The organism is Cryobacterium sp. TMN-39-2 (assembly GCF_004402745.1).
Taxonomy (GTDB): domain Bacteria; phylum Actinomycetota; class Actinomycetes; order Actinomycetales; family Microbacteriaceae; genus Cryobacterium; species Cryobacterium zongtaii.
Genome location: NZ_SOFX01000033.1, coordinates 60973 through 79898 on the forward strand (window position 1 = coordinate 60973; position 18926 = coordinate 79898).

Here is an 18926-nt window from a genome sequence, read left to right on the forward strand (position 1 = left end):
ACTGGAGACACCTGCGTGCGTACACTTCCCACTTTCCTCACCCTGACGGCGGTCGCCGCCGTCGCCCTGACCGGCTGCGCGGCGTCACCCGCGTCGTCGCCGACACCGTCGGCCACGACGGCCCCGGTCGCATGCACCGATCCGGGTGCGACCTCGGATGCCGTCACCGTCGCCGGTGATGCCGCAGCCGAACCGACCGTGACCTTCGAGGCCCCTCTGGCCACGAAAGCGACCGAACGCACCGTCATCACGGAGGGCACCGGAGACGCCATCGAGGAGGGTGATTCCGTGGCGATCTCCTACGCCGCGTACAACGCCACCACCGGCGCCAAGCTCACCGCCGGCGGCTTCGGCGACGCCGCCGGCCTCACCGTGAACGTCGTCAACGGCCAGGGCGTCATCCCGGGCATCCTCAAGGGTGTGGCCTGCTCCAACGTGGGCGACAGGGTGGCCGTGGTCTTCCCGCCGGCCGACGGCTTCGGCGAGACCGGCAACACCGACCTGGGTGTGGCCGCCACCGACCAGCTGCTCTTCGTGATCGACATCAAGGAAAAGCTGCCCACCCGCGCCACCGGGGAAGACCAGGAGCCCACGGACGGCTTCCCCACCGTGAAGCTCGCCGATGACGGCGCGCCCACCGTGACCATGCCCAAGAGCGACCCGCCCACCGACCTCGCGGTCGAGGTGCTCAAGAAGGGTGACGGCGCGGCCGTCACGGAGACCTCCACGGTGACCGTGCAGTACACCGGCGCCATCTGGGACACCGGCAAGGTGTTCGACCAGAGCTGGGGTGTCGGCCCCACGTCGTTCCCGGTCTCCGGGTTGATCACCGGCTTCACCCAGGGCCTGGTCGGACAGACCGTCGGCTCCCAGGTGGTCATTGTCATCCCGCCGGGCGAGCTGGGTTATGAGGGCGGTAACGAGACGGCCGGCATCAGCGAAACAGACACTCTCGTCTTCGTCGTGGACATCATCGCCGCAGCCTAAGTGTCCCCGGCGGCCTGCCCAGTGTCTGCACAGGCCGCCGGGCTAGTCTTCTGGGAGACCGCTCACCGCGGTTCCGGACGACGGATCAGTACCCGGCACGCGACAAGACTGGCCATAGGAGTTCTCATGTCGTGGATCATTTTGATCGTGTCCGGTGTTCTTGAAGCCGTCTGGGCGACGGCCCTCGGCAAATCCGTCGGCTTCACCAAGCTCTGGCCCACCGTGATCTTCGGTGCCGGCCTGGTCTTGAGCATGGCCGGCCTCGCGTTCGCGATGCGCACCATCCCGATCGGCACCGCTTACGCCGTCTGGGTGGGGATCGGCGCGGCGCTGACTGTGCTCTACGCGATGATCTTCGGCGGCGAACCGGCGTCGCTCATCAAAATCCTGCTCATCCTGGGCCTCGTCGGCTGCGTCATCGGCCTGAAGCTCGTCGACGGCGGCCACTAGCCGCGCTCAGAGCGCGTGGGGCGGGCGCTCCAGGTCGTCATCGCCGTCGGCAGCGGCCGGGTCGGTGCCTACCGAGATGATGGCGTTCTGCGCATCCACGTGCACGACGGTGGGCTGGTAGACCCTGGCCTTCTTCGTGCCCATCTGGGCGTAGGAGATGATGATGACCAGGTCGCCCTCGTGTGCCATGCGCGCTGCCGCGCCATTGACGCCGATCACACCGCTGCCGCGCTCCCCGGCGATCAGGTAGGTCTCGAATCGGGCGCCGTTGTTGACGTTCACGATGCTCACCAGCTCGCCGGGCAGCAGGTCGGCCGCGTCGAGCAGGTCAAGGTCGACGGTCAGCGACCCCACGTAGTGCAGGGCGGAGTGCGTCACGGTGGCGCGGTGGATCTTGGACTTGAACATTGTGCGGCGCATCAGGGCCTTTCGAGGATCAACTTCTCCACGATACGCGTGCCGCGCACGGTCGAGTGTCAGGGGGCCGAACTAGAGTCGATCGAATGCCTCACTCTCCCTTGACTTCTTCGGCACCCATTTCTCCGGCCCTTCCGGCGGACCTCGCCGCCCACCCCGGCGCTGACGGCTTCGTGCGTGTGCGCGGTGCCAGGGAGAACAACCTGCAAGACGTCAACGTTGACATCCCCCGCGATGCCATCGTCGCCTTCACCGGAGTCTCCGGCTCGGGCAAGTCGTCGCTGGCCTTCGGCACCATCTTCGCCGAGGCCCAGCGCCGGTTCTTCGAGTCCGTCGCGCCGTACGCACGCCGCCTGATCCAGCAGGGTCACACCCCGCACGTTGACCTCATCACCGGGCTGCCGCCGGCCGTGGCCCTCCAGCAGCGCCGCGGCTCGCCCAGCTCCCGCTCCAGCGTGGGCACCGTCACCACCCTGTCCAACTCGATGCGGATGCTCTACTCCCGCGCCGGCACCTACCCCGCCGGGTCGGACCTGCGCTTGGACTCCGACGCCTTCTCGCCCAACACGGCCACCGGCGCCTGCCCGGAGTGCCACGGCCTGGGCATCTCGCACACCGTCACTGAACCCCTCCTGGTGCCCGACGCGAGCCTGAGCATCCGCGACGGCGCCATCGCAGCCTGGCCCGGCGCCTGGCAGGGCAAGAACCTGCGCGACATCACCGGGGTGCTGGGCCACGACATCGACGTGCCGTGGTCACAGCTCAGCCGCGAGTCGCGCGATTGGCTCCTCTATACCGAGGAGCAGCCCGTCGTGGAGGTCACCCCGCAGCGAGACAGGGTGGCCAAGCCGTACAAGGGCCGGTTCTGGAGCGCGAAGAGCTACGTGATGCACACGCTGGCCGATTCGAAGAGCGCCCAGATGCGCCAGCGGGTGCTCGCGTTCGTGGAGACCGGCCCGTGCCGGCTCTGCGGCGGCAGCGGCCTGCGCGCCGAGGCCCTCGCGGTGCATTTTGCCGGCCGGCCGATCAATGAACTCAACGCCCTCACCCTCAGCGACCTCGCCGAGGTGCTGCGGCCCACCGCCGAGCTCACCGGGGCCACCGGGTCGCACCGCTCCGCGCAGTCCGGCGAGGTCACCGAGGTGGCCGTCACCGTGGCCGGCGACCTGGTGCGCCGCCTCGAGGTGCTCATCGACCTGGGCCTGGGCTACCTCAGCCTGAACCGGGCCACCCCCACCCTGTCGCCCGGCGAGATGCAGCGGCTGCGCATCGCCACCCAGCTCCGCAGCGGCCTGTTCGGTGTGATCTACGTGCTCGACGAACCCTCCGCGGGGCTGCACCCGGCCGACGCGGAACCGCTGCTGGTGGTGCTCGAACAGCTCAAGGCATCCGGCAACTCGGTCTTCGTGGTCGAACACAACATGGACGTCGTGCGCCGCGCCGACTGGCTCGTCGACGTGGGCCCGCGCGCGGGCGACGGTGGCGGCGAGGTGCTCTACAGCGGCCCGGTGCCGGGGCTGGCCGAGGTCGAGACCTCCGTCACCCGCGGCTACCTGTTCCCCTCCATGGGCGACTCGGCGGCGCCGGCGCACCGTGAGCCGGCCGCCTGGCTGGGCCTGACCGGCGTCACCCGGCACAACCTCGTCGACCTTGACGTGAAGGTGCCGCTCGGCGTGCTGACCGCCGTCACCGGTGTCTCGGGGTCGGGCAAGTCCACCCTGGTCAGCCGGGTGCTGGCGGATGCCGTGGGCCGGGAACTGCGCCAGGGCCCGGTCGACGCCGGGCCCGCCGCCAGCGCTGCCGGAGACGGCGCGGCCGACCAGCAGGCCGCCCAGGACGCCGATGACGACGAGACCGGTGCGGACCGTGCCAGCACCGTCGTCGACACGGTGACCGGTGCCGGGGCCATCGACCGTCTGGTGCGCGTGGACCAGAAGCCCATCGGCCGCACCCCGCGCTCCAACCTGGCCACCTACACGGGCCTGTTCGACGCCGTGCGGTCCACCTTCGCGGCGACGGATGCGGCGAAGGCCGCCGGCTTCGGCGCCGGTCGGTTCTCCTTCAACGTGGCCGGCGGCCGCTGCGACACCTGCCAGGGCGAGGGCTTCGTGGCCGTGGAGCTGCTCTTCCTGCCCGGCAGCTACGCACCCTGCCCGACCTGCGACGGCTCCCGCTACAACGCCGAGACCCTCGCGGTGCTCTACAACGGCAAGTCCGTCGCCGACGTGCTGGGACTCACCGTCGACGCGGCCGCCGACTTCCTGGCCGAGGTGCCCAGCGCCGCCCGCAGCCTGGCGACCCTCCGCGAGGTGGGTCTGGGCTACCTGCGGCTCGGCCAGCCGGCCACCGAGCTCTCCGGCGGTGAGGCGCAGCGCATCAAGCTGGCCACCGAGCTGCAGCGCGCCCGCCGCGGCCACACCCTGTATCTGCTCGACGAGCCCACCACCGGGTTGCACCCGGCCGATGTGGAGCTGCTGATGACGCAGCTGGGCCGGCTCGTCGACGCGGGCAACACCGTTGTCGTGGTGGAGCACGACATGGGCGTCGTGGCCGCGGCCGACTGGGTCATCGACCTGGGCCCGGCCGGCGGCAGCGCGGGCGGCCGCATCGTGGCGGAGGGCACTCCGGCGACTGTCGCGGCGCATCCGCACAGCCGCACGGCGCCCTACCTCGCCCAACGCTTGGAGCTGGCTGTGTAAACGGTGCTACACCCGGTCAAACGGGACTTTGGTCCCCATTCCCGGAACAGCCGCGAATCTAAGCTGAGCCTGGAGTTGAGACCTTATGAAGCGCAGCACGCTGTTCCGCAGGCCCGCCGCCGAGCGACTCGACACGGGCCGGTCGGGCGATTTCGGCTACCTGCAATCCGGTGAGGTCTACCTCGACGCCGCCTGCCAGAGCCTGCGCCCGCAGCCCGTGATCGACGCCCTCACCGACTACTACACGACCTATAACGCCTGCGGCGGACGGGTGAAATACGTCTGGGGCCTGAAGGTCGATGCCGCGGTGGCCGACACCCGCAAGGCCGTGCTCGGCCTGCTCGGGCTCTCGAATAAGAGCCACGCCGTGTCGTTCACCCTCAACACCACCTACGGCCTCAACCTGCTCCTGCAGCAGCTGCCGCTTGGCCGCTTCACCAGGGTCGTCACCAGCCACGTCGAACACAACTCGGTGTTCCTGCCCACCATCACCGCCGCCCGCCGGCTGGGCGTCGACCGCCTGGTGCTGGGTCGCGCCGCCGACGGCGCCCTGCTCTACGAGCCCGCGCAGCTGGAGAAGGCCGTCGTCGTCGTCAACGCCACGTCCAACATCGACGGCCGCCAGCTCAGCAACCTCGCCGACCTCGTGCGGGACACTCACGCCCGCGGCGGCATCGTCATCGTCGACGCCGCCCAGGCCATGGGCCACAGCCGGGCGCTGCTGCAGAAGACCGAGGCGGATGCGGTCTGCTTCTCCGGCCACAAGATGTACGCCGCAAGTCTCGGCGTCGTCGTGGCGCGGCACGAGCTGCTCACCTCCCTCGAGCTCGGCTTCGTGGGCGGCGGCATGGTCTCCGACGTGCGCGAGAACGACTTCGACCTCGTTCAGGGTGACCCGGCGGCGCTGCTCGAACCGGGCCTGCAGGCCTGGGGCGAGATCATCGCGCTCGGCCGGGCGATCGAGTGGCTCGGCGACGTCCGCCCCGGCGGGCTCACCCCCGCCGAGCACATCACCGGCCTGTCCAGGCGGCTCCACGACGGCCTCGCCGAGATCCCCGGACTCACACTGCTGAACACCGAGCCCAGCCCGGTGATCAGCCTCTACGCGCCCGCGCAGGACTCGCACCGGCTCGCGGTGTTCCTCTCGCACTCGCGGATCTCCGTGCGCAGCGGCTACTTCTGCGCCCACCACTACCTGAAGGAACAGCTCGGGCTACCCCCGCTGCTGCGCCTCTCCCTCGGCCTGCACTCGACCGAGTCGGACATCGACTCGGCCACGCAGGCCCTCACCCGGCTGATGAAAGGCCTCTCCTAAGTGTTCTGCATCGCCGCATTCATCGTCCTGGTCGTCATGGCCGCCTTCTCGGCCAAGTACCGCCGCTACGTCGGCAAGGCCTGGAACTGCACCTGGCGCCGGGTCACCTTCCGGCCCTGCGACACCACCTTCAAGCAGGACATCAAGGACCACCTGCTCGCGCCGATCGCCGTGCGCCGGCCGGGGCTCGTGCGTCCGGCCAGCATCGGCCTCGAGATCCTTGCCGTGCTCGTTCTGGTCACCACCATCTGGTCGGGTTACACCGTGGTCAAAAGCGCCGTCAACCTCTACGTCTACGGCACCTGCAACAAGCAGGATTCGGCATCCTGCACCCTGGGCGCCGAGGCCTGCTCGATCCCGGATGAAACGCCGGGCTTCATGGAGTCGCTGGGTGAGTTCGACGTGCTCGGCGCATTCGGCAACGAATTCGGCAGCCTCGGCGAGACCTTCGCGGCCATCCCGGCCCGCCTGCAGACCTGGACCGCCGAGGACTACCTGCCCGCCAACGCCAGTTACCTCACCGAGGACACCGCCAACCCCGTCGCCGTCGAGGTCATCGACCCCGGCTGCACCTTCTGCAAGGCGCTGTTCCAGAACATCGAGGAGGCAGGCTTCGAATCGGCCTACAACCTCACCTATATCGCCTACCCGATCGCGGGCACCGAGGGCTACAAGTTCCCCAATTCGCTGCTGGTGACCCAGTACCTCGAGGCCCTGCGGCTGCACCCGCTGGACGGCGCCGAGACCCCCGTCGACTGGCAGGTGCTCGAGCGCATCTTCACCGAAAAGGCCGAAACCGGCCTGCCGTGGCAGGAAACCATCAACTCGATGGATTCCGACGAGGCCACCGCGACCCTGGTCGACTGGCTCGGCGAGTTCGGCCTCTCCGCCGACCAGATCGACGCGGTCGTGACCGAGGCCGCTTCGGACACGGTTACCGACATCATCGCCGCCAACAAGACCCTCGTGGAGGAGAAGATCGCCACCGTGAAGATCCCCACGATCATCTTCGACGGCCGCCGCCACGACGGCCTGGTCTCGGTCGACGGACTGCAGTAGCCGGGCCCGCCCATCCGCGAACCGTGAGGAAAGCCCCAAAAATCGCAAACTTGTGGGGATTGAGTCACGGGTCGCGGTAGGGAGGGTGGCATAGTGACCTCACACACCGAGGGAGCCCGATGACCGAGTGGCGTATCCGCGACTTTCATACCGACGATCTCGACGGCATCCTGCGCCTGTGGGAGGAGATCACCGCCTCCAGCACCGACCCTGTCTACGCCCTGTCTGAGGTGCTCGCCTCCTGCCAGAAGGACGATGCCGTCGTGGCCGTGCACGGCGACGAGGTGGTCGGCGCCGCGGTCGGCCGGGCCGCCCACGCGCAGGGCTGGATCGTGTTCCTCGCCACCACCAAACCGTGGCAGAGCCACGGCATCGGTTCGGCCCTGCTCGCCGCCCTCGAACGACGGATGGCACCGCACGGCCTGACCAAGCTCTCGGCGCTGATGCCGGAGACCGCCACCAGGGTCGACGCGTTCCTCAACCGCGGGTTCGAAATCAAGAACCACCTCAGCTACTTCGAGCGCCGCATCCCGGTGCAGGGCCAGTCGATCAGGGCCCTGGCCGACCTCGGCGGGCGCATCCTGCCGCGGGACCTGTGGGCGAGCGTGGGTGGCATGGTGCGCGAGAAGGAACTGCTCGAGCGGCGCCTGGTGATGCCCCTGGCCCGGCCGGAGATGGCCGAACAATACGGCGTTGTGCCGCCCAAGGCCGTGGTGCTCTTCGGCCCGCCCGGCACCGGCAAGACCACCTTCGCCAAGGCCATCGCGTCCAGGCTGGACTGGCCGTTCGTGGAGGTGTTCCCGTCCCGGCTGGCCAGCGACCCGCAAGGACTGGCCGGGGCGCTGCGGGAGACGTTCCACAAGATCGACGACCTCGACAACGTGGTGGTCTTCATCGACGAGGTCGAGGAGATCGCCGCCCAGCGCGGTGGCGAACCGCCCTCGCCCCTGCAGGGCGTGACCAACGAGCTACTCAAGCTCATCCCGGCGTTCCGCGAGCGGCCCGGGCGGCTGCTCGTCTGCGCCACCAACTTCATCCGCACCCTCGACTCGGCGTTCCTGCGGCACGGCCGATTCGACTACGTGGTGCCGATCGGGTTGCCGGATGCCGCCGCCCGGCAGGCCATCTGGGAGCGCTACATTCCCCCGGCGGTGGCCGGCACCGTCGACCTCGCGGCCCTCGTCGCGGCCAGCGACGGCTTCTCCCCAGCCGACATCGAATACGCCGCCCGTCGGGCTTCCCAGCAGGCCCTGGAGGATGCCCTCTCCGCGGGCGCCGACGAGTCCGTGCCCGGCGGGCCGGGCACCCAGGACTATCTGGCCGGCATCCGCGGCACCCGCACGACGGTGTCGGCGCAGGTGGCCGCCGAGTTCCTCGAGGACATCGACCGGCTCGCGCGGCTCTGAGCCGGCCCCGGCTACGGAGAACTAGCCCGCGGTGGAGTTCGCGTCGGCCGACTCCTGCACGAACTCGGTGAGGGTGGCCTCGAGGGTGGCATACGCGCAGGAGTAGGCGGCATCCTCGTCGCCCGCGACAATGGCCTCGGCCAGGTCGTTGTGCCGATGGGCGGACGGCGGCGTGTACTCGGTGATCGTGAAGCGCTTCTCCTGCTCCCGGGTGCGCAGCAACGCCGCCACGGTGCTCGCGAAGTGGCCCATCACCGCGTTGCCCGAGCCCTGCAGGATCAGGGTGTGGAAGTCGACGTCGGCCTCGAGGTACCGCCGGCCGTCCTGTGCCTGGTCGGACTGGACCATGACGGCGGCGGCCCGGGCGACGGCCTCCCGCTCCTCTGTCGTCATCAGGCGGGCGCTCAGCCGCGCGGCCACGGGTTCGATGCCCAGGCGCAGCTCGAGCATTTCGCGCATCTGGGCGAAGTAGTCTCCCTGGCCGCGCCACTGGATGATCTGCGGGCTGAAGAGGTCCCACAACTGCCGGGGCAGCACCTGCGTGCCCACGCGCTGCCGGGGTTCGACCATGCCCAGAGACTGCAGCACCCGGAGTGCCTCGCGCAGCACCGAGCGCGACACGGTAAACCGTTCGCTCAGTCTGTCCAGATTGAGGATGTCGCCGGGCGCGTAGGTTCCGTCGACGATCTCCTGGCCGAGCGCATTCACCACTCGCGCGTGCAATCCCCGGTCCCGCCAGGTTTCGTCGCCCACTGCAGTCACTGTCACACCCTCACTCACCCGGTGCGACCCCGTCGCACCGATCCGTCCCAGCCTGCGTCATCGCACTCTGCACTTCGGTGATGTTGCCTGCATCGCCGTCGTTGTGTAAGACTTCATAAATCCGATTAATCAGATTAATCAGATTACGTACTTCCTCCTTCACTATGCCGCATCCCGCGGCGAGAGGGCGACTTACGTGTTCACCACATGACGAAGGGGTCGCAGGGACGCGGCCTCGGAACGGATTCTCGAGATGAATGTGACCCGCGCGATTCAGGCGGTGGAACCAGTGGTTCCCGCCGGCAGCACCCTGCAACTCATTCTCGCGGCGACCATCGGCGTCGCCGTGATCATCGTGCTGATCACGTGGCTCAAGGTGCATCCTTTCCTGGCCCTGTCCATCGGCGCCGTCGGCGTGGGTGTGGGCGCCGGCATGGCCCCCAACGCCGCGGTCACCAGCTTCGGTGCGGGCTTCGGCTCCACCATGGCCGGCGTGGGTGTGCTCGTGGGCTTCGGCGCCATGTTCGGCAAGCTGCTGGCCGACTCCGGCGGAGCCGACCGCATCGTCGACGCACTGGTGAGCCGTTCGAGCGTGCGCACCCTGCCGTGGACCATGGCCCTGATCGGTGGCCTCATCGGCCTGCCGATGTTCTTCGAGGTCGGCCTGGTCCTGCTCATCCCCGTCATCATCCTGGTCGCCCGTCGCAGCGGGCAGTCGCTCATCCGTATCGCCATCCCGGCCCTCGCCGGCCTGTCGGTCATGCACGGCCTGGTGCCGCCGCACCCCGGCCCGCTCGTGGCCGTCACCACCCTGAACGCCAACCTCGGCCTCACCCTGGCCATCGGCGTGCTCATCGCCATCCCCACGGTGATCATTTCCGGCCCACTGTTCAGCAAGTTCGCTGCCCGCTGGGTCAAGGTGCCCGTTCCCGAGATGTTCATCACCGCCGCCGACCAGGGTCTCGAAGAGAACATCAAGCGCCCGAGCTTCATCGCCACGGTCTCAGGAATCCTGCTGCCGGTCGTGCTGATGCTCGCCAGGTCGATCGCCGACGCGATCAACCCCGGCTCGACCGACCCGCTCAACGCCACCCTGGACTTCCTCGGCACCCCGATGATCGCGCTCGGCATCGCCGTGATCTACGCCATGATCGTGTTCGGTCGCGGCGGCGGCATGGACCGCGCTGCGGTCTCGAAGTCGCTCGCTGACTCGCTTCCCCCGATCGCCGGCATCCTGCTCATCGTCGGCGCCGGCGGTGGCTTCAAGCAGGTGCTCATCGACACCGGCATCGGCACCGTCATCGCCGACGCGGTCAACGGCTCGAGCGTCTCGGTGCTGCTGCTGGCGTGGGTCGTCGCCGCGCTGGTTCGCGTCGCCACCGGCTCGGCCACCGTCGCCACGGTCACGGCCGCCGGCATCCTCGCCCCGGTCGCCGCGAGCCTGAGTTCCACGGATGTGTCGCTCATGGTGCTCGCCATCGGCGCCGGTTCGCTGTTCCTCTCGCACGTCAACGACGCAGGCTTCTGGCTGGTCAAGGAGTACCTCGGCACCAGCGTTCCGCAGACCCTGAAGACCTGGACGGTCATGGAGTGCCTCATCTCCGTCACCGGCCTGGCCGGCGTCCTCCTCCTGAACATCGTGATCTAGCCGTGTTCGAGAATCAGCAACCCGTGCTCGTGATCATGGGAATCTCCGGATCCGGCAAGTCCACCGTGGCGGGAATCCTCGCCGGCCAGCTCGGCTGGGACCTCGAAGAGGGCGACGACCTGCACCCGCAGGAGAACATCGACAAGATGTCCTCTGGCGAGCCTCTCAACGATGAAGACCGCGCGCCGTGGCTCGACACGATCTCCTCGTGGATCATCGAGCACTCCATGGCGGGCGTGCCCGGCATCATCACCTGTTCGGCGCTCAAGCGCCGCTACCGCGACGTGCTGCGCGAGCACAACGTGATCTTTGTGCACCTGACCGGGTCGAAAGACCTGATCGGGCGCCGCTTGGCCACCCGGCACGACCACTACATGCCCACCTCGCTGCTCGACTCGCAGGTGGACGCGCTCGAGCCGCCGGAGCCCGACGAGAACGCGATCACCATCGACGCCGGCCGGAAGCCCGCCGAGGAGGCCGCCGAGATCGTGCGCCGCCTCGGCCTCACGCCGAGCCCCGGTTCGTCGAGCCTCGGCGCGCGCGATCCCGGCCAGTCCTCGGTCGCCCGCTAGCCCAGCGCCACATCTGTGCCCGATTCGGACATCTGCGCCCGGCACACCGGGCGCAATTGTCCGCACCGGGAACAGTTGTCTGCTGGTAAGGGTGCGGTCAGGGTGGATGCGCAGCGCGTCAGGTGAGGTCGGGATGCCCGGCGGGCAGGGCGTGCCGCTGGCCGGCGGCGTGCAGCTTCTGGTTCTTGCTCTCCCAGTCGCCCAGCGCCTGGCGCATCGGGTTGAGTGCACGTGTTTCGGGGCAGGCAGCGGCCGACTTGCCGCATCCGCAGTGCTGCGGGTCGGCGGGCGTCACCCGGTGCAGACGGTCAATCTCCCAGAGCACGGCCATGGCCGCATCCGTTCGGCGCTGGCCGAGCTCGGCCTTGCGCTCGGCCCGCTTGAGCACCTCGGTCTCGAGCAGGCCGCGCAGGCCCGCGTCGGGCCCGCGGTCGAAGCGGCCGGCCACGATGCCGGTGAGGTCGGCGACCTGGGCGGCCAACGCCGCAATCTCGGCGTCCCGCTCGGCGATCGTCGCGGTGGTCGTCGCGTCCAGCTCCTGAAGGGTCTCTTGCTGCGCGGCGAACTGCCCCAGCCACAATTTGATGTGGTCGGCGTCGCGCTGCTCGGCCTTTTCGGGCCCGAGGTGGCGCAGGCAGTGGCCGCACACGACCTGGTCGGTCGCCGAGGTGAAGTGGAACGGCTGCAGCGACTGGCAGCAGAAGCACTGCGCCAGCACGTTCACATACAGCGGATACGAGTGGGCCACGGGCTCTCCAGTGTCGAGGTGCTGACACCGAGCCTAGCCGGGCGATCCCTCTCGCGAGAGCGGTCGAACGGTCACCTCCGCGGCCACAGGCAGCCACGTGGCCGCTCTCGCGGCAGGCAAGGCAGGCAGGCAGGCAGGCCCGGCTCAGAGCAGGCCGGCCCGCTGCGCCAACCCGCGCACGTACGCGGCCTGGCCGGCGTGCTGCAGATCGTCGGCGATCACGCTGACCAGCCGCACCGCCAGGGTCACCGGCGGGGTCCAGCGGGTGTCGACGATGCGACTGAAATCGTCCTCGTGCAGGGTGGCCAGGTAGCCGAGGGTGCGTTCGTGCACCGCGTCGAAGTAACCCTGCAGCAGGTCAGCACCGGCCCGCACCGCGGCTACCTCGGTGGAACCCTGGCCGTAGCCGGTCGCCGTCGGCGCGAAGGGGAGGTTGAACCGTTTCTGCCAGCCCGCCGACGTCCACAGTTGGGGCTCGCCCATGAGATCGGCCACGTGGTTGTCTTGCACCCGGGTGAGGTGCCAGACCAGCCACGCGATGGTGTTCGCCTCGTGGTCGGCCCGGTACCCCAGCAGCTCGGGGCCGGCTCCGACGAGGGCGGCGTGCACAGCCCCCTGCACACGGCCGAACGCATCCGTGATCAGGTCGGTCGACAGCATCCGGTACCTCCTGTGGGTCGACGACCGGCCCACCCGAGGACCCGTTCACGCGCCACCCTAGCCCGCTGTGGGGATCCGGCAAGTGTCTCGTATCCGAGACACCAAGTCGGCTGAGCCCCGTGCGCCGAGGACCGGGCAGGAGTCAGATGGACACATGCACACCGTCGACACCGTCCTGCCCGCCACCAACATCACCCCGTTCCCCGTCACAGTGGGCACCGGCCCGGTCTCCGTGGCGGATGTCGTGGCCGTCGCCCGCCACGACGCCCCGGTGCTGCTCGGCGATGACGCCCGCGCCGCCGTGGCCGCCAGCCGGGCCACCATCGAGGTGCTCGCCACCGACACGGCGCCGCACTACGGCATCTCCACGGGCTTCGGCGCCCTGGCCACCACCTTCATCGACGCCGCCGATCGCACCCGGCTGCAGCAGAGCCTGGTGCGCTCACACGCGGCCGGCTCCGGCCCCGAGGTGGAACGGGAGACCGTGCGCGCCCTGATGTTGTTGCGCCTGTCCACCCTGCTCACCGGGCGCACCGGCATCCGTCTGTCGACCGCGGAGGCGTATGCCGGCCTGCTCAACGCCGGCATCACCCCGATCGTGCGCGAATACGGCTCGCTCGGCTGCTCGGGCGACCTGGCCCCGCTGGCGCACTGCGCCCTGGCGCTGATGGGCGAGGGCACCGTGCGCGACCGCGCCGGTACTGAGCTGCCCGCCGCCGACGCCCTGGCCGCCGCCGGCCTCGAGCCGGTGCTCCTGGCCGAGAAGGAGGGCCTGGCCCTGATCAACGGCACGGATGGCATGCTCGGCCAGCTCAGCCTGGCCCTGCACGACCTGCAGACCCTGTTCTCCACCGCCGACGTGGCCGCCGCGATGAGCATCGAGGCCCTGCTCGGCTCCGACGCCGTCTTCGCCGCCGACCTCGCCGGCCTCCGCCCGCAGCTGGGTCAGCAGGCCTCCGCCGAGAACCTCCGCCACCTGCTCGCCGGCTCGCCGATCGTGGCCAGCCACCAGACCCCGGAGTGCACCCGGGTGCAGGACGCGTACTCGCTGCGCTGCGCCCCGCAGGTGCACGGCGCCGCCCGGGACACCGTTGAGCACGCGGGCCGCATCGCCGACCGCGAACTGGCCTCAGCGATCGACAACCCCGTCGTCACTCTCGACGGCCGGGTCGAGTCCAACGGCAACTTCCACGGCGCCCCGGTCGCCTACGTGCTCGACTTCCTCGCCATCGCCGTCGCGGACGTGGCGAGCATGTCCGAGCGCCGCACCGACCGGATGCTCGATCCGGCCCGCAACAACGGTCTGCCGGCCTTCCTCGCCCACGACGTGGGGGTCGACTCCGGCCTGATGATCGCCCAGTACACCGCCGCCGGCATCGTCTCCGAGCTCAAGCGCCTCGCCGTGCCGGCCTCGGTCGACTCGATCCCCTCCTCGGCCATGCAGGAGGACCACGTATCCATGGGCTGGCACGCCGCCCGCAAGCTCCGCACCGGCATCGACGGCCTCGCCCGGGTGCTCGGCATCGAGATCATGACCGCGAGCCGCGCCCTCGACCTGCGCGCGCCGCTGAAGCCCGGGCCCGCGACCGGTGCCGTGCTGGCCGAGGTGCGCCGGGGCGTTGCCGGCCCCGGCCCCGACCGGTTCCTCTCCCCCGAAATCGAGTCGGTCGCCGCATCCGCACGCAGCGGCGCCCTACTCGACGCCGCGCAGACCATGACCGGCTCGCTGTACTAACCGCATCCGCACGCCCAGCTCTCGAGAAAGCAGACCCGCTCATGACCGACCTGACCGACAGCACGGCGCCAGCAGCCGCGGATGCGCCGGCCGCCGACCCGCACGCCCCGCGCGTCGTGCGCGCCGCCCGGGGCAACACCCTCACCGCCAAGAGCTGGCAGACCGAGGGCCCGCTGCGGATGCTGATGAACAACCTCGACCCCGAGGTCGCCGAGCACCCGGAGAAGCTGGTGGTCTACGGCGGCACCGGCAAGGCTGCCCGCAACTGGGCGGCGTATGACGCCATCGTGCGCACCCTCACCACGCTGGAGAAGGATGAGACCCTGCTTGTGCAGTCCGGCAAGCCGGTGGGCGTGTTCCGTACCCACGAGTGGGCGCCCCGGGTGCTGATCGCCAACTCCAACCTCGTCGGCGACTGGGCCACCTGGCCGGAGTTCCGCAGGCTCGAGGCCCTGGGCCTCACCATGTACGGCCAGATGACCGCCGGATCCTGGATCTACATCGGCACCCAGGGCATCCTGCAGGGCACCTACGAGACCTTCGCCGCCGTGGCCGCCAAGAGGTTCAACGGCACCCTGGCCGGCACCCTCACCCTCACCGGCGGCGCCGGCGGCATGGGCGGCGCCCAGCCGATGGCGGTCACCCTCAACGAGGGCGTCGTGCTCATCGTCGACGTCGACCCGTCCCGGCTCGAGCGCCGGGTCGAGCGTGGCTACCTCGACGAGATGACCGACGACATCGACGACGCCATCGCCCGGGTGCTGGCGGCGAAGGCCGATCGCCGGCCACTGTCGGTGGGCCTGGTCGGCAACGCCGCCACAGTGTTCGCCGAGCTTCGCGCCCGCGAGGTACCCATCGATATCGTCACCGACCAGACCAGCGCGCACGACCCGCTCGCGTACCTGCCCGAGGGCGTCAGCGTCGCCGACTGGCACGCCTACGCGGCCGACAAACCCGAAGAGTTCACCGACCGGGCCCGCGCCGCGATGGCCAAGCAGGTGCAGGCGATGGTCGATTTTCAGGATGCCGGAGCCGAGGTCTTCGACTACGGCAACTCCATTCGCGCCGAGGCGCTGCTCGGCGGCTGCGAGCGGGCGTTCGAGTTCCCCGGCTTCGTGCCCGCCTACATCCGGCCGCTCTTCGCCGAGGGCAAGGGCCCGTTCCGCTGGGCGGCGCTCTCCGGCGACCCGGCCGACATCGCGGCCACCGACAAGGCCATCGTGGACCTGTTTCCTCATGACGAGCACCTGCGCCGCTGGATCACCGCCGCCGGCGAAAAGGTGCGCTTCGAGGGCCTGCCCGCCCGCATCTGTTGGCTCGGCTACCAGGAACGCCACCTGGCCGGCCTCAAGTTCAATCAGATGGTCGCCTCCGGCGAACTGTCCGCCCCGATCGTGATCGGCCGTGATCACCTCGATTCCGGCTCGGTCGCCTCGCCCTACCGGGAGACCGAGGCCATGAAAGACGGCTCAGACGCCATCGCCGACCGGCCGCTGCTGAACGCCCTGCTGAACACCGCGTCCGGCGCCACCTGGGTCTCGATCCACCACGGCGGCGGGGTCGGCATCGGCCGCAGCATCCACGCCGGCCAGGTGATCGTGGCCGACGGCACCCCGCTGGCCGCCGAGAAGATCGAACGGGTGCTCACCAACGACCCGGGCACCGGCGTCATGCGCCACGTCGACGCCGGCTACGAACGCGCCGAAGAGGTGGCCCGCGAACGCGGCCTGCGGGTGCCGATGTGGGAGACAGATGCGCCCGCCGGCTCGGTCGCGGATGCGCCGCATGCCTGACCTCATCGCGCACGGCCTGCTGGCCGGCCTCGACGAGATCGCCGACACCGGCAGGGACCGGCGTGCCGCCGGCTACTCCCGGCACCTCTGGGAGCCGGCCGAACACGAGCTGCGGGCCTGGTTCACCGAACGTGCCGAGCGGCTCGGGCTGGCTGTGGAGACAGACCGCAACGGCAACACCTGGGCTTGGTGGGGCGAACCTGGCGCGGATGCCGTGGTGGTCGGCAGCCACCTCGACTCGGTGCCCGGCGGCGGCGCCTACGACGGCCCGCTCGGCGTGGTCTCCGCCCTCGACGCCGTCGCCCGACTGCAGGCCGCCGGTTTCGTGCCGAGCCGGCCCTGCGCCGTGCTGGTGTTCGCCGAGGAGGAGGGCTCGAGATTCGGGGTGGCCTGCCTCGGTTCCCGGCTGCTCTCCGGCGCGATCGACGCCGATACGGCCCGTGCCCTGACGGACCGGGCGGGAATCACCCTCGCCGAGGCGGCGAAAACGGCCGGGCTCAACCCTGCACACCTGGGCCGAGACCAGGCCGCCCTCGACCGCATCGGCATATTCCTGGAACTGCATGTGGAGCAGGGCCGCCGCCTGATCGACCTCGGTGAACCCGTCGCGGTGGCCTCCTCCATCCTCGCCCACGGGCGCTGGCGGCTGAGTTTCACCGGCCAGGGCAACCATGCCGGCGCCACCCCGATGTCCGGCCGCCGCGACCCCATGGTGGCCGCGGCACATGCCATCGTCGCGGTGCAGCAGGCCGCCCTGGCCAACCCGGGGGCCCGTGCCACCGTCGGCCGCATCGAGGCGATACCCGGCGGCACCAACGTGATCCCCTCCGCCGTCACCGCCTGGCTGGACGCCCGCGCGGACACCGACGACCAGGCCCGCGCCGTGGTCGCCGACATCACCGCCCGGCTGCAGGCCCCGCACTCCTGCTGCGCCGCGACCGTGGTCGAGGAGTCCTGGACCGGCACCGTCACCTTCGACCCGGAGCTGGCCGCCCGCCTGGCCCTCGCGCTTGGCGGCGTGCCCGCGCTGGCCACGGGAGCCGGCCACGACGCCGGAGTGCTCGCCGCCCGGCTGCCCACCGCGATGCTGTTCGTGCGCAACCCCACCGGCATTTCGCACTCCCCCGAGGAATTCGCCACCCTGGCGGATTGCCTCGCCGGCGTCGAAGCCCTCGACACCCTGCTGCGGGAGCTGTTGTGACCTCGGCCCCGGCGAGCAGCCCGCTGCCGACAGGCGCCACCTACTGGTGCGAGGCGCTGCTGGTCGACGGCGTCGCGGTCGCCGGCGTGCGCCTGTCCGCCGGCATCGACGGCCGCCTGACCGACCGCGCCGATGGTGTTCCGGTCGAGCCCGGCGACATCCGCCTCGGCACTGTTCTGCCCGGCCTGGCCAACGCGCACTCGCACGCCTTCCACCGGGCACTCCGCGGCCGCACCCACGACCAGGGCGGCGATTTCTGGCACTGGCGTGAGTCCATGTACGCCGTGGCGCAGGCGCTCACCCCCGAGCGCTATCTGCGGCTGGCGCGGGCCGTTTTCGCCGAGATGCTGGTCAGCGGCTACACCGCCGTCGGCGAATTCCACTACCTGCACCACCAGTCGGGCGGCGCGCCATACCCGCAGGCCCACGCCATGGAGCTCGCGCTGGCGACCGCGGCCCGCGAGGTGGGCATCCGCTTGGTGCTGCTGGACACCAGCTACCTGGCCGGCGGTATCCATACCCCGTTGCGGCCCGAGCAACGCGCCTTCGGCGACGGTTCCGCCGCCGGCTGGCTGGCCCGCTGGGCGCGTCTGCGCGAGACTCTCGACGCGGATGCCGCCGCCCGGCCGGCCGAACCGGCCCTGGTCAGCCTCGGTGCCGCGCTGCACTCCGTGCGGGCGGTCCCGACGGAGGCCATGCGCGAGATCCTCGCCGGGTTGCCGGCCGACGTTCCGCTGCACATCCACCTCTCCGAACAGGTGCAAGAGAACGCTGACTGCCTGGCCGCATACGGGGTCACGCCGACCGGAGTGCTCGACGGCCTCGGCGCCCTCACACCACGGTTGAGCGTGGTGCACGCCACCCACCTCAGCGACGACGACGTGCGCCTACTCGGCACCAACGGTGTCACCGTATCGATGTGCCCGAGCACCGAGGCCGACCTCGGCGACGGCATCGGTCCGGCCCGGGCCCTGGCCGACGCGGGCTCACCGGTCGCCCTGGGCTCCGACCAGAACGCCGTGATCGACCCGTTCCTGGAGCTGCGCGGCCTGGAGATGGGCGAACGCCTGGCCTCCGGTTGTCGCGGCCGGTTCACCCCGGCGGAGCTGCTGCAGGCCGCCGGCACCGACGGTTACGCCGCCCTCGGCCTCGGTCGGGCGCGCCTGGTCCCGGGTGACCCGGCCGACCTGGTCGAGGTCGATGCGCGCAGCATCCGCACCATCGGGGCCCGGCTCGACCAGCTAGTGCTCGCCGCCACGGCGACCGACGTGCGGCGGGTGATCGTGGCCGGCCGCATCGTCGCCGACAGCGGCCGCTTGGTGGGCACCGCCGCGGCCGCCCTCGCCCTCGACGGGTCGCCCGCGGCGCTCCTCGGCGATGCGCTCGACGCCCTCGATCCCTTCGACGCCCTCAGCTCCCCCGACACAAGCAGCTTCCCCGCCGCCCCGAGCCCCGCATGACCACCCGCGCCCGG

General features: G+C 70.4%; 16 protein-coding genes and 1 riboswitch. Of the genes, 12 read left to right on the forward strand and 4 right to left on the reverse strand.

The genetic code is table 11. The features are described 5' to 3' along the window. Positions 1–15 precede the first annotated feature (15 nt). Together E3O57_RS11895 and E3O57_RS11900 are read left to right on the forward strand one after the other, a co-directional pair. On the forward strand, positions 16–987 hold the full coding sequence (locus E3O57_RS11895) for an FKBP-type peptidyl-prolyl cis-trans isomerase (RefSeq protein WP_103479232.1): 972 nt from the start codon (positions 16–18) through the stop codon (positions 985–987). A gap of 52 nt (positions 988–1039) precedes the next feature. Next, a riboswitch (guanidine-III (ykkC-III) riboswitch) is annotated at positions 1040–1104 on the forward strand. A 9-nt stretch (positions 1105–1113) separates the two neighbouring features. Then, positions 1114–1437, forward strand: coding sequence for a multidrug efflux SMR transporter (locus E3O57_RS11900; protein ID WP_088454832.1), 324 nt, complete (start codon positions 1114–1116; stop codon positions 1435–1437). 6 nt (positions 1438–1443) lie between these two features. Here E3O57_RS11900 and panD read toward each other — a convergent pair whose 3' ends face one another. Continuing rightward, a complete protein-coding gene (panD, locus tag E3O57_RS11905; protein ID WP_088454831.1) occupies positions 1444–1857 on the reverse strand; it encodes an aspartate 1-decarboxylase in 414 nt (137 codons plus the stop codon). Between the two features lie 83 nt (positions 1858–1940). Between panD and E3O57_RS11910 the strand changes: the two genes are divergently transcribed. From E3O57_RS11910 to E3O57_RS11925, 4 genes are all read left to right on the forward strand, one after another. Next, a complete protein-coding gene (locus E3O57_RS11910) occupies positions 1941–4553 on the forward strand; it encodes an excinuclease ABC subunit UvrA (protein ID WP_165787927.1) in 2613 nt (870 codons plus the stop codon). Between the two features lie 85 nt (positions 4554–4638). Next, positions 4639–5868 carry an aminotransferase class V-fold PLP-dependent enzyme gene (locus E3O57_RS11915; RefSeq protein ID WP_103479231.1) on the forward strand — a complete coding sequence of 410 codons (1230 nt, stop codon included), beginning with the start codon at positions 4639–4641 and terminating at the stop codon, positions 5866–5868. Continuing rightward, complete coding sequence (locus tag E3O57_RS11920) at positions 5869–6927, forward strand: hypothetical protein (RefSeq protein WP_103460095.1); 1059 nt, start codon at positions 5869–5871, stop codon at positions 6925–6927. 119 nt (positions 6928–7046) lie between these two features. Next, positions 7047–8333 carry an ATP-binding protein gene (locus E3O57_RS11925; RefSeq protein ID WP_103460094.1) on the forward strand — a complete coding sequence of 429 codons (1287 nt, stop codon included), beginning with the start codon at positions 7047–7049 and terminating at the stop codon, positions 8331–8333. 21 nt (positions 8334–8354) lie between these two features. Here E3O57_RS11925 and E3O57_RS11930 read toward each other — a convergent pair whose 3' ends face one another. After that, positions 8355–9101: a FadR/GntR family transcriptional regulator gene (locus E3O57_RS11930; protein ID WP_133159763.1), complete on the reverse strand. Its 747-nt coding sequence runs from the start codon at positions 9099–9101 to the stop codon at positions 8355–8357. 247 nt (positions 9102–9348) lie between these two features. On the opposite strand from E3O57_RS11930, the gene E3O57_RS11935 reads away from it, so the two are divergent. Further along, complete coding sequence (locus E3O57_RS11935; protein ID WP_103460092.1) at positions 9349–10743, forward strand: GntP family permease; 1395 nt, start codon at positions 9349–9351, stop codon at positions 10741–10743. 35 nt (positions 10744–10778) lie between these two features. After that, entirely contained in the window at positions 10779–11315 is a 537-nt protein-coding gene (locus E3O57_RS11940) for a gluconokinase (protein WP_103460152.1), read from the forward strand. A gap of 118 nt (positions 11316–11433) precedes the next feature. Here E3O57_RS11940 and E3O57_RS11945 read toward each other — a convergent pair whose 3' ends face one another. Together E3O57_RS11945 and E3O57_RS11950 are read right to left on the reverse strand one after the other, a co-directional pair. After that, positions 11434–12063, reverse strand: coding sequence for a hypothetical protein (locus E3O57_RS11945; RefSeq protein WP_103479230.1), 630 nt, complete (start codon positions 12061–12063; stop codon positions 11434–11436). 144 nt (positions 12064–12207) lie between these two features. After that, a complete protein-coding gene (locus tag E3O57_RS11950; protein ID WP_088454822.1) occupies positions 12208–12723 on the reverse strand; it encodes a DUF664 domain-containing protein in 516 nt (171 codons plus the stop codon). A 154-nt stretch (positions 12724–12877) separates the two neighbouring features. On the opposite strand from E3O57_RS11950, the gene hutH reads away from it, so the two are divergent. From hutH to E3O57_RS11970, 4 genes are read left to right on the forward strand one after another with little or no spacing between them, the layout of a single operon-like run. Continuing rightward, the gene (gene hutH, locus E3O57_RS11955; RefSeq protein WP_103479229.1) at positions 12878–14458 is read left to right on the forward strand and encodes a histidine ammonia-lyase; all 1581 of its coding nucleotides are present in this window, start codon (positions 12878–12880) and stop codon (positions 14456–14458) included. A 41-nt stretch (positions 14459–14499) separates the two neighbouring features. Continuing rightward, positions 14500–16251: a urocanate hydratase gene (gene hutU / locus E3O57_RS11960; RefSeq protein ID WP_103479228.1), complete on the forward strand. Its 1752-nt coding sequence runs from the start codon at positions 14500–14502 to the stop codon at positions 16249–16251. Next, positions 16244–17452 carry an allantoate amidohydrolase gene (locus E3O57_RS11965; RefSeq protein WP_103479227.1) on the forward strand — a complete coding sequence of 403 codons (1209 nt, stop codon included), beginning with the start codon at positions 16244–16246 and terminating at the stop codon, positions 17450–17452. The genes hutU and E3O57_RS11965 overlap by 8 nt, the downstream gene beginning before the upstream one ends. Continuing rightward, positions 17449–18912 (forward strand): formimidoylglutamate deiminase, encoded by a 1464-nt coding sequence (locus E3O57_RS11970; protein WP_241990394.1) that lies wholly within the window; start codon positions 17449–17451, stop codon positions 18910–18912. Before E3O57_RS11965 ends, E3O57_RS11970 begins: the two co-directional genes overlap by 4 nt. Positions 18913–18926 lie beyond the last annotated feature (14 nt).

What these genes read in the sequence shown, in the direction of transcription:
- E3O57_RS11900 (WP_088454832.1), top strand. Translation starts at nt 1,114, where the DNA reads ATGTCGTGGATCATTTTGATCGTGTCCGGTGTTCTTGAAGCCGTCTGG.
- panD (WP_088454831.1), bottom strand. Translation starts at nt 1,857, where the DNA reads ATGCGCCGCACAATGTTCAAGTCCAAGATCCACCGCGCCACCGTGACG.
- E3O57_RS11910 (WP_165787927.1), top strand. Translation starts at nt 1,941, where the DNA reads ATGCCTCACTCTCCCTTGACTTCTTCGGCACCCATTTCTCCGGCCCTT.
- E3O57_RS11915 (WP_103479231.1), top strand. Translation starts at nt 4,639, where the DNA reads ATGAAGCGCAGCACGCTGTTCCGCAGGCCCGCCGCCGAGCGACTCGAC.
- E3O57_RS11925 (WP_103460094.1), top strand. Translation starts at nt 7,047, where the DNA reads ATGACCGAGTGGCGTATCCGCGACTTTCATACCGACGATCTCGACGGC.
- E3O57_RS11935 (WP_103460092.1), top strand. Translation starts at nt 9,349, where the DNA reads ATGAATGTGACCCGCGCGATTCAGGCGGTGGAACCAGTGGTTCCCGCC.
- E3O57_RS11940 (WP_103460152.1), top strand. Translation starts at nt 10,779, where the DNA reads ATGGGAATCTCCGGATCCGGCAAGTCCACCGTGGCGGGAATCCTCGCC.
- E3O57_RS11950 (WP_088454822.1), bottom strand. Translation starts at nt 12,723, where the DNA reads ATGCTGTCGACCGACCTGATCACGGATGCGTTCGGCCGTGTGCAGGGG.
- hutH (WP_103479229.1), top strand. Translation starts at nt 12,878, where the DNA reads ATGCACACCGTCGACACCGTCCTGCCCGCCACCAACATCACCCCGTTC.
- hutU (WP_103479228.1), top strand. Translation starts at nt 14,500, where the DNA reads ATGACCGACCTGACCGACAGCACGGCGCCAGCAGCCGCGGATGCGCCG.
- E3O57_RS11965 (WP_103479227.1), top strand. Translation starts at nt 16,244, where the DNA reads ATGCCTGACCTCATCGCGCACGGCCTGCTGGCCGGCCTCGACGAGATC.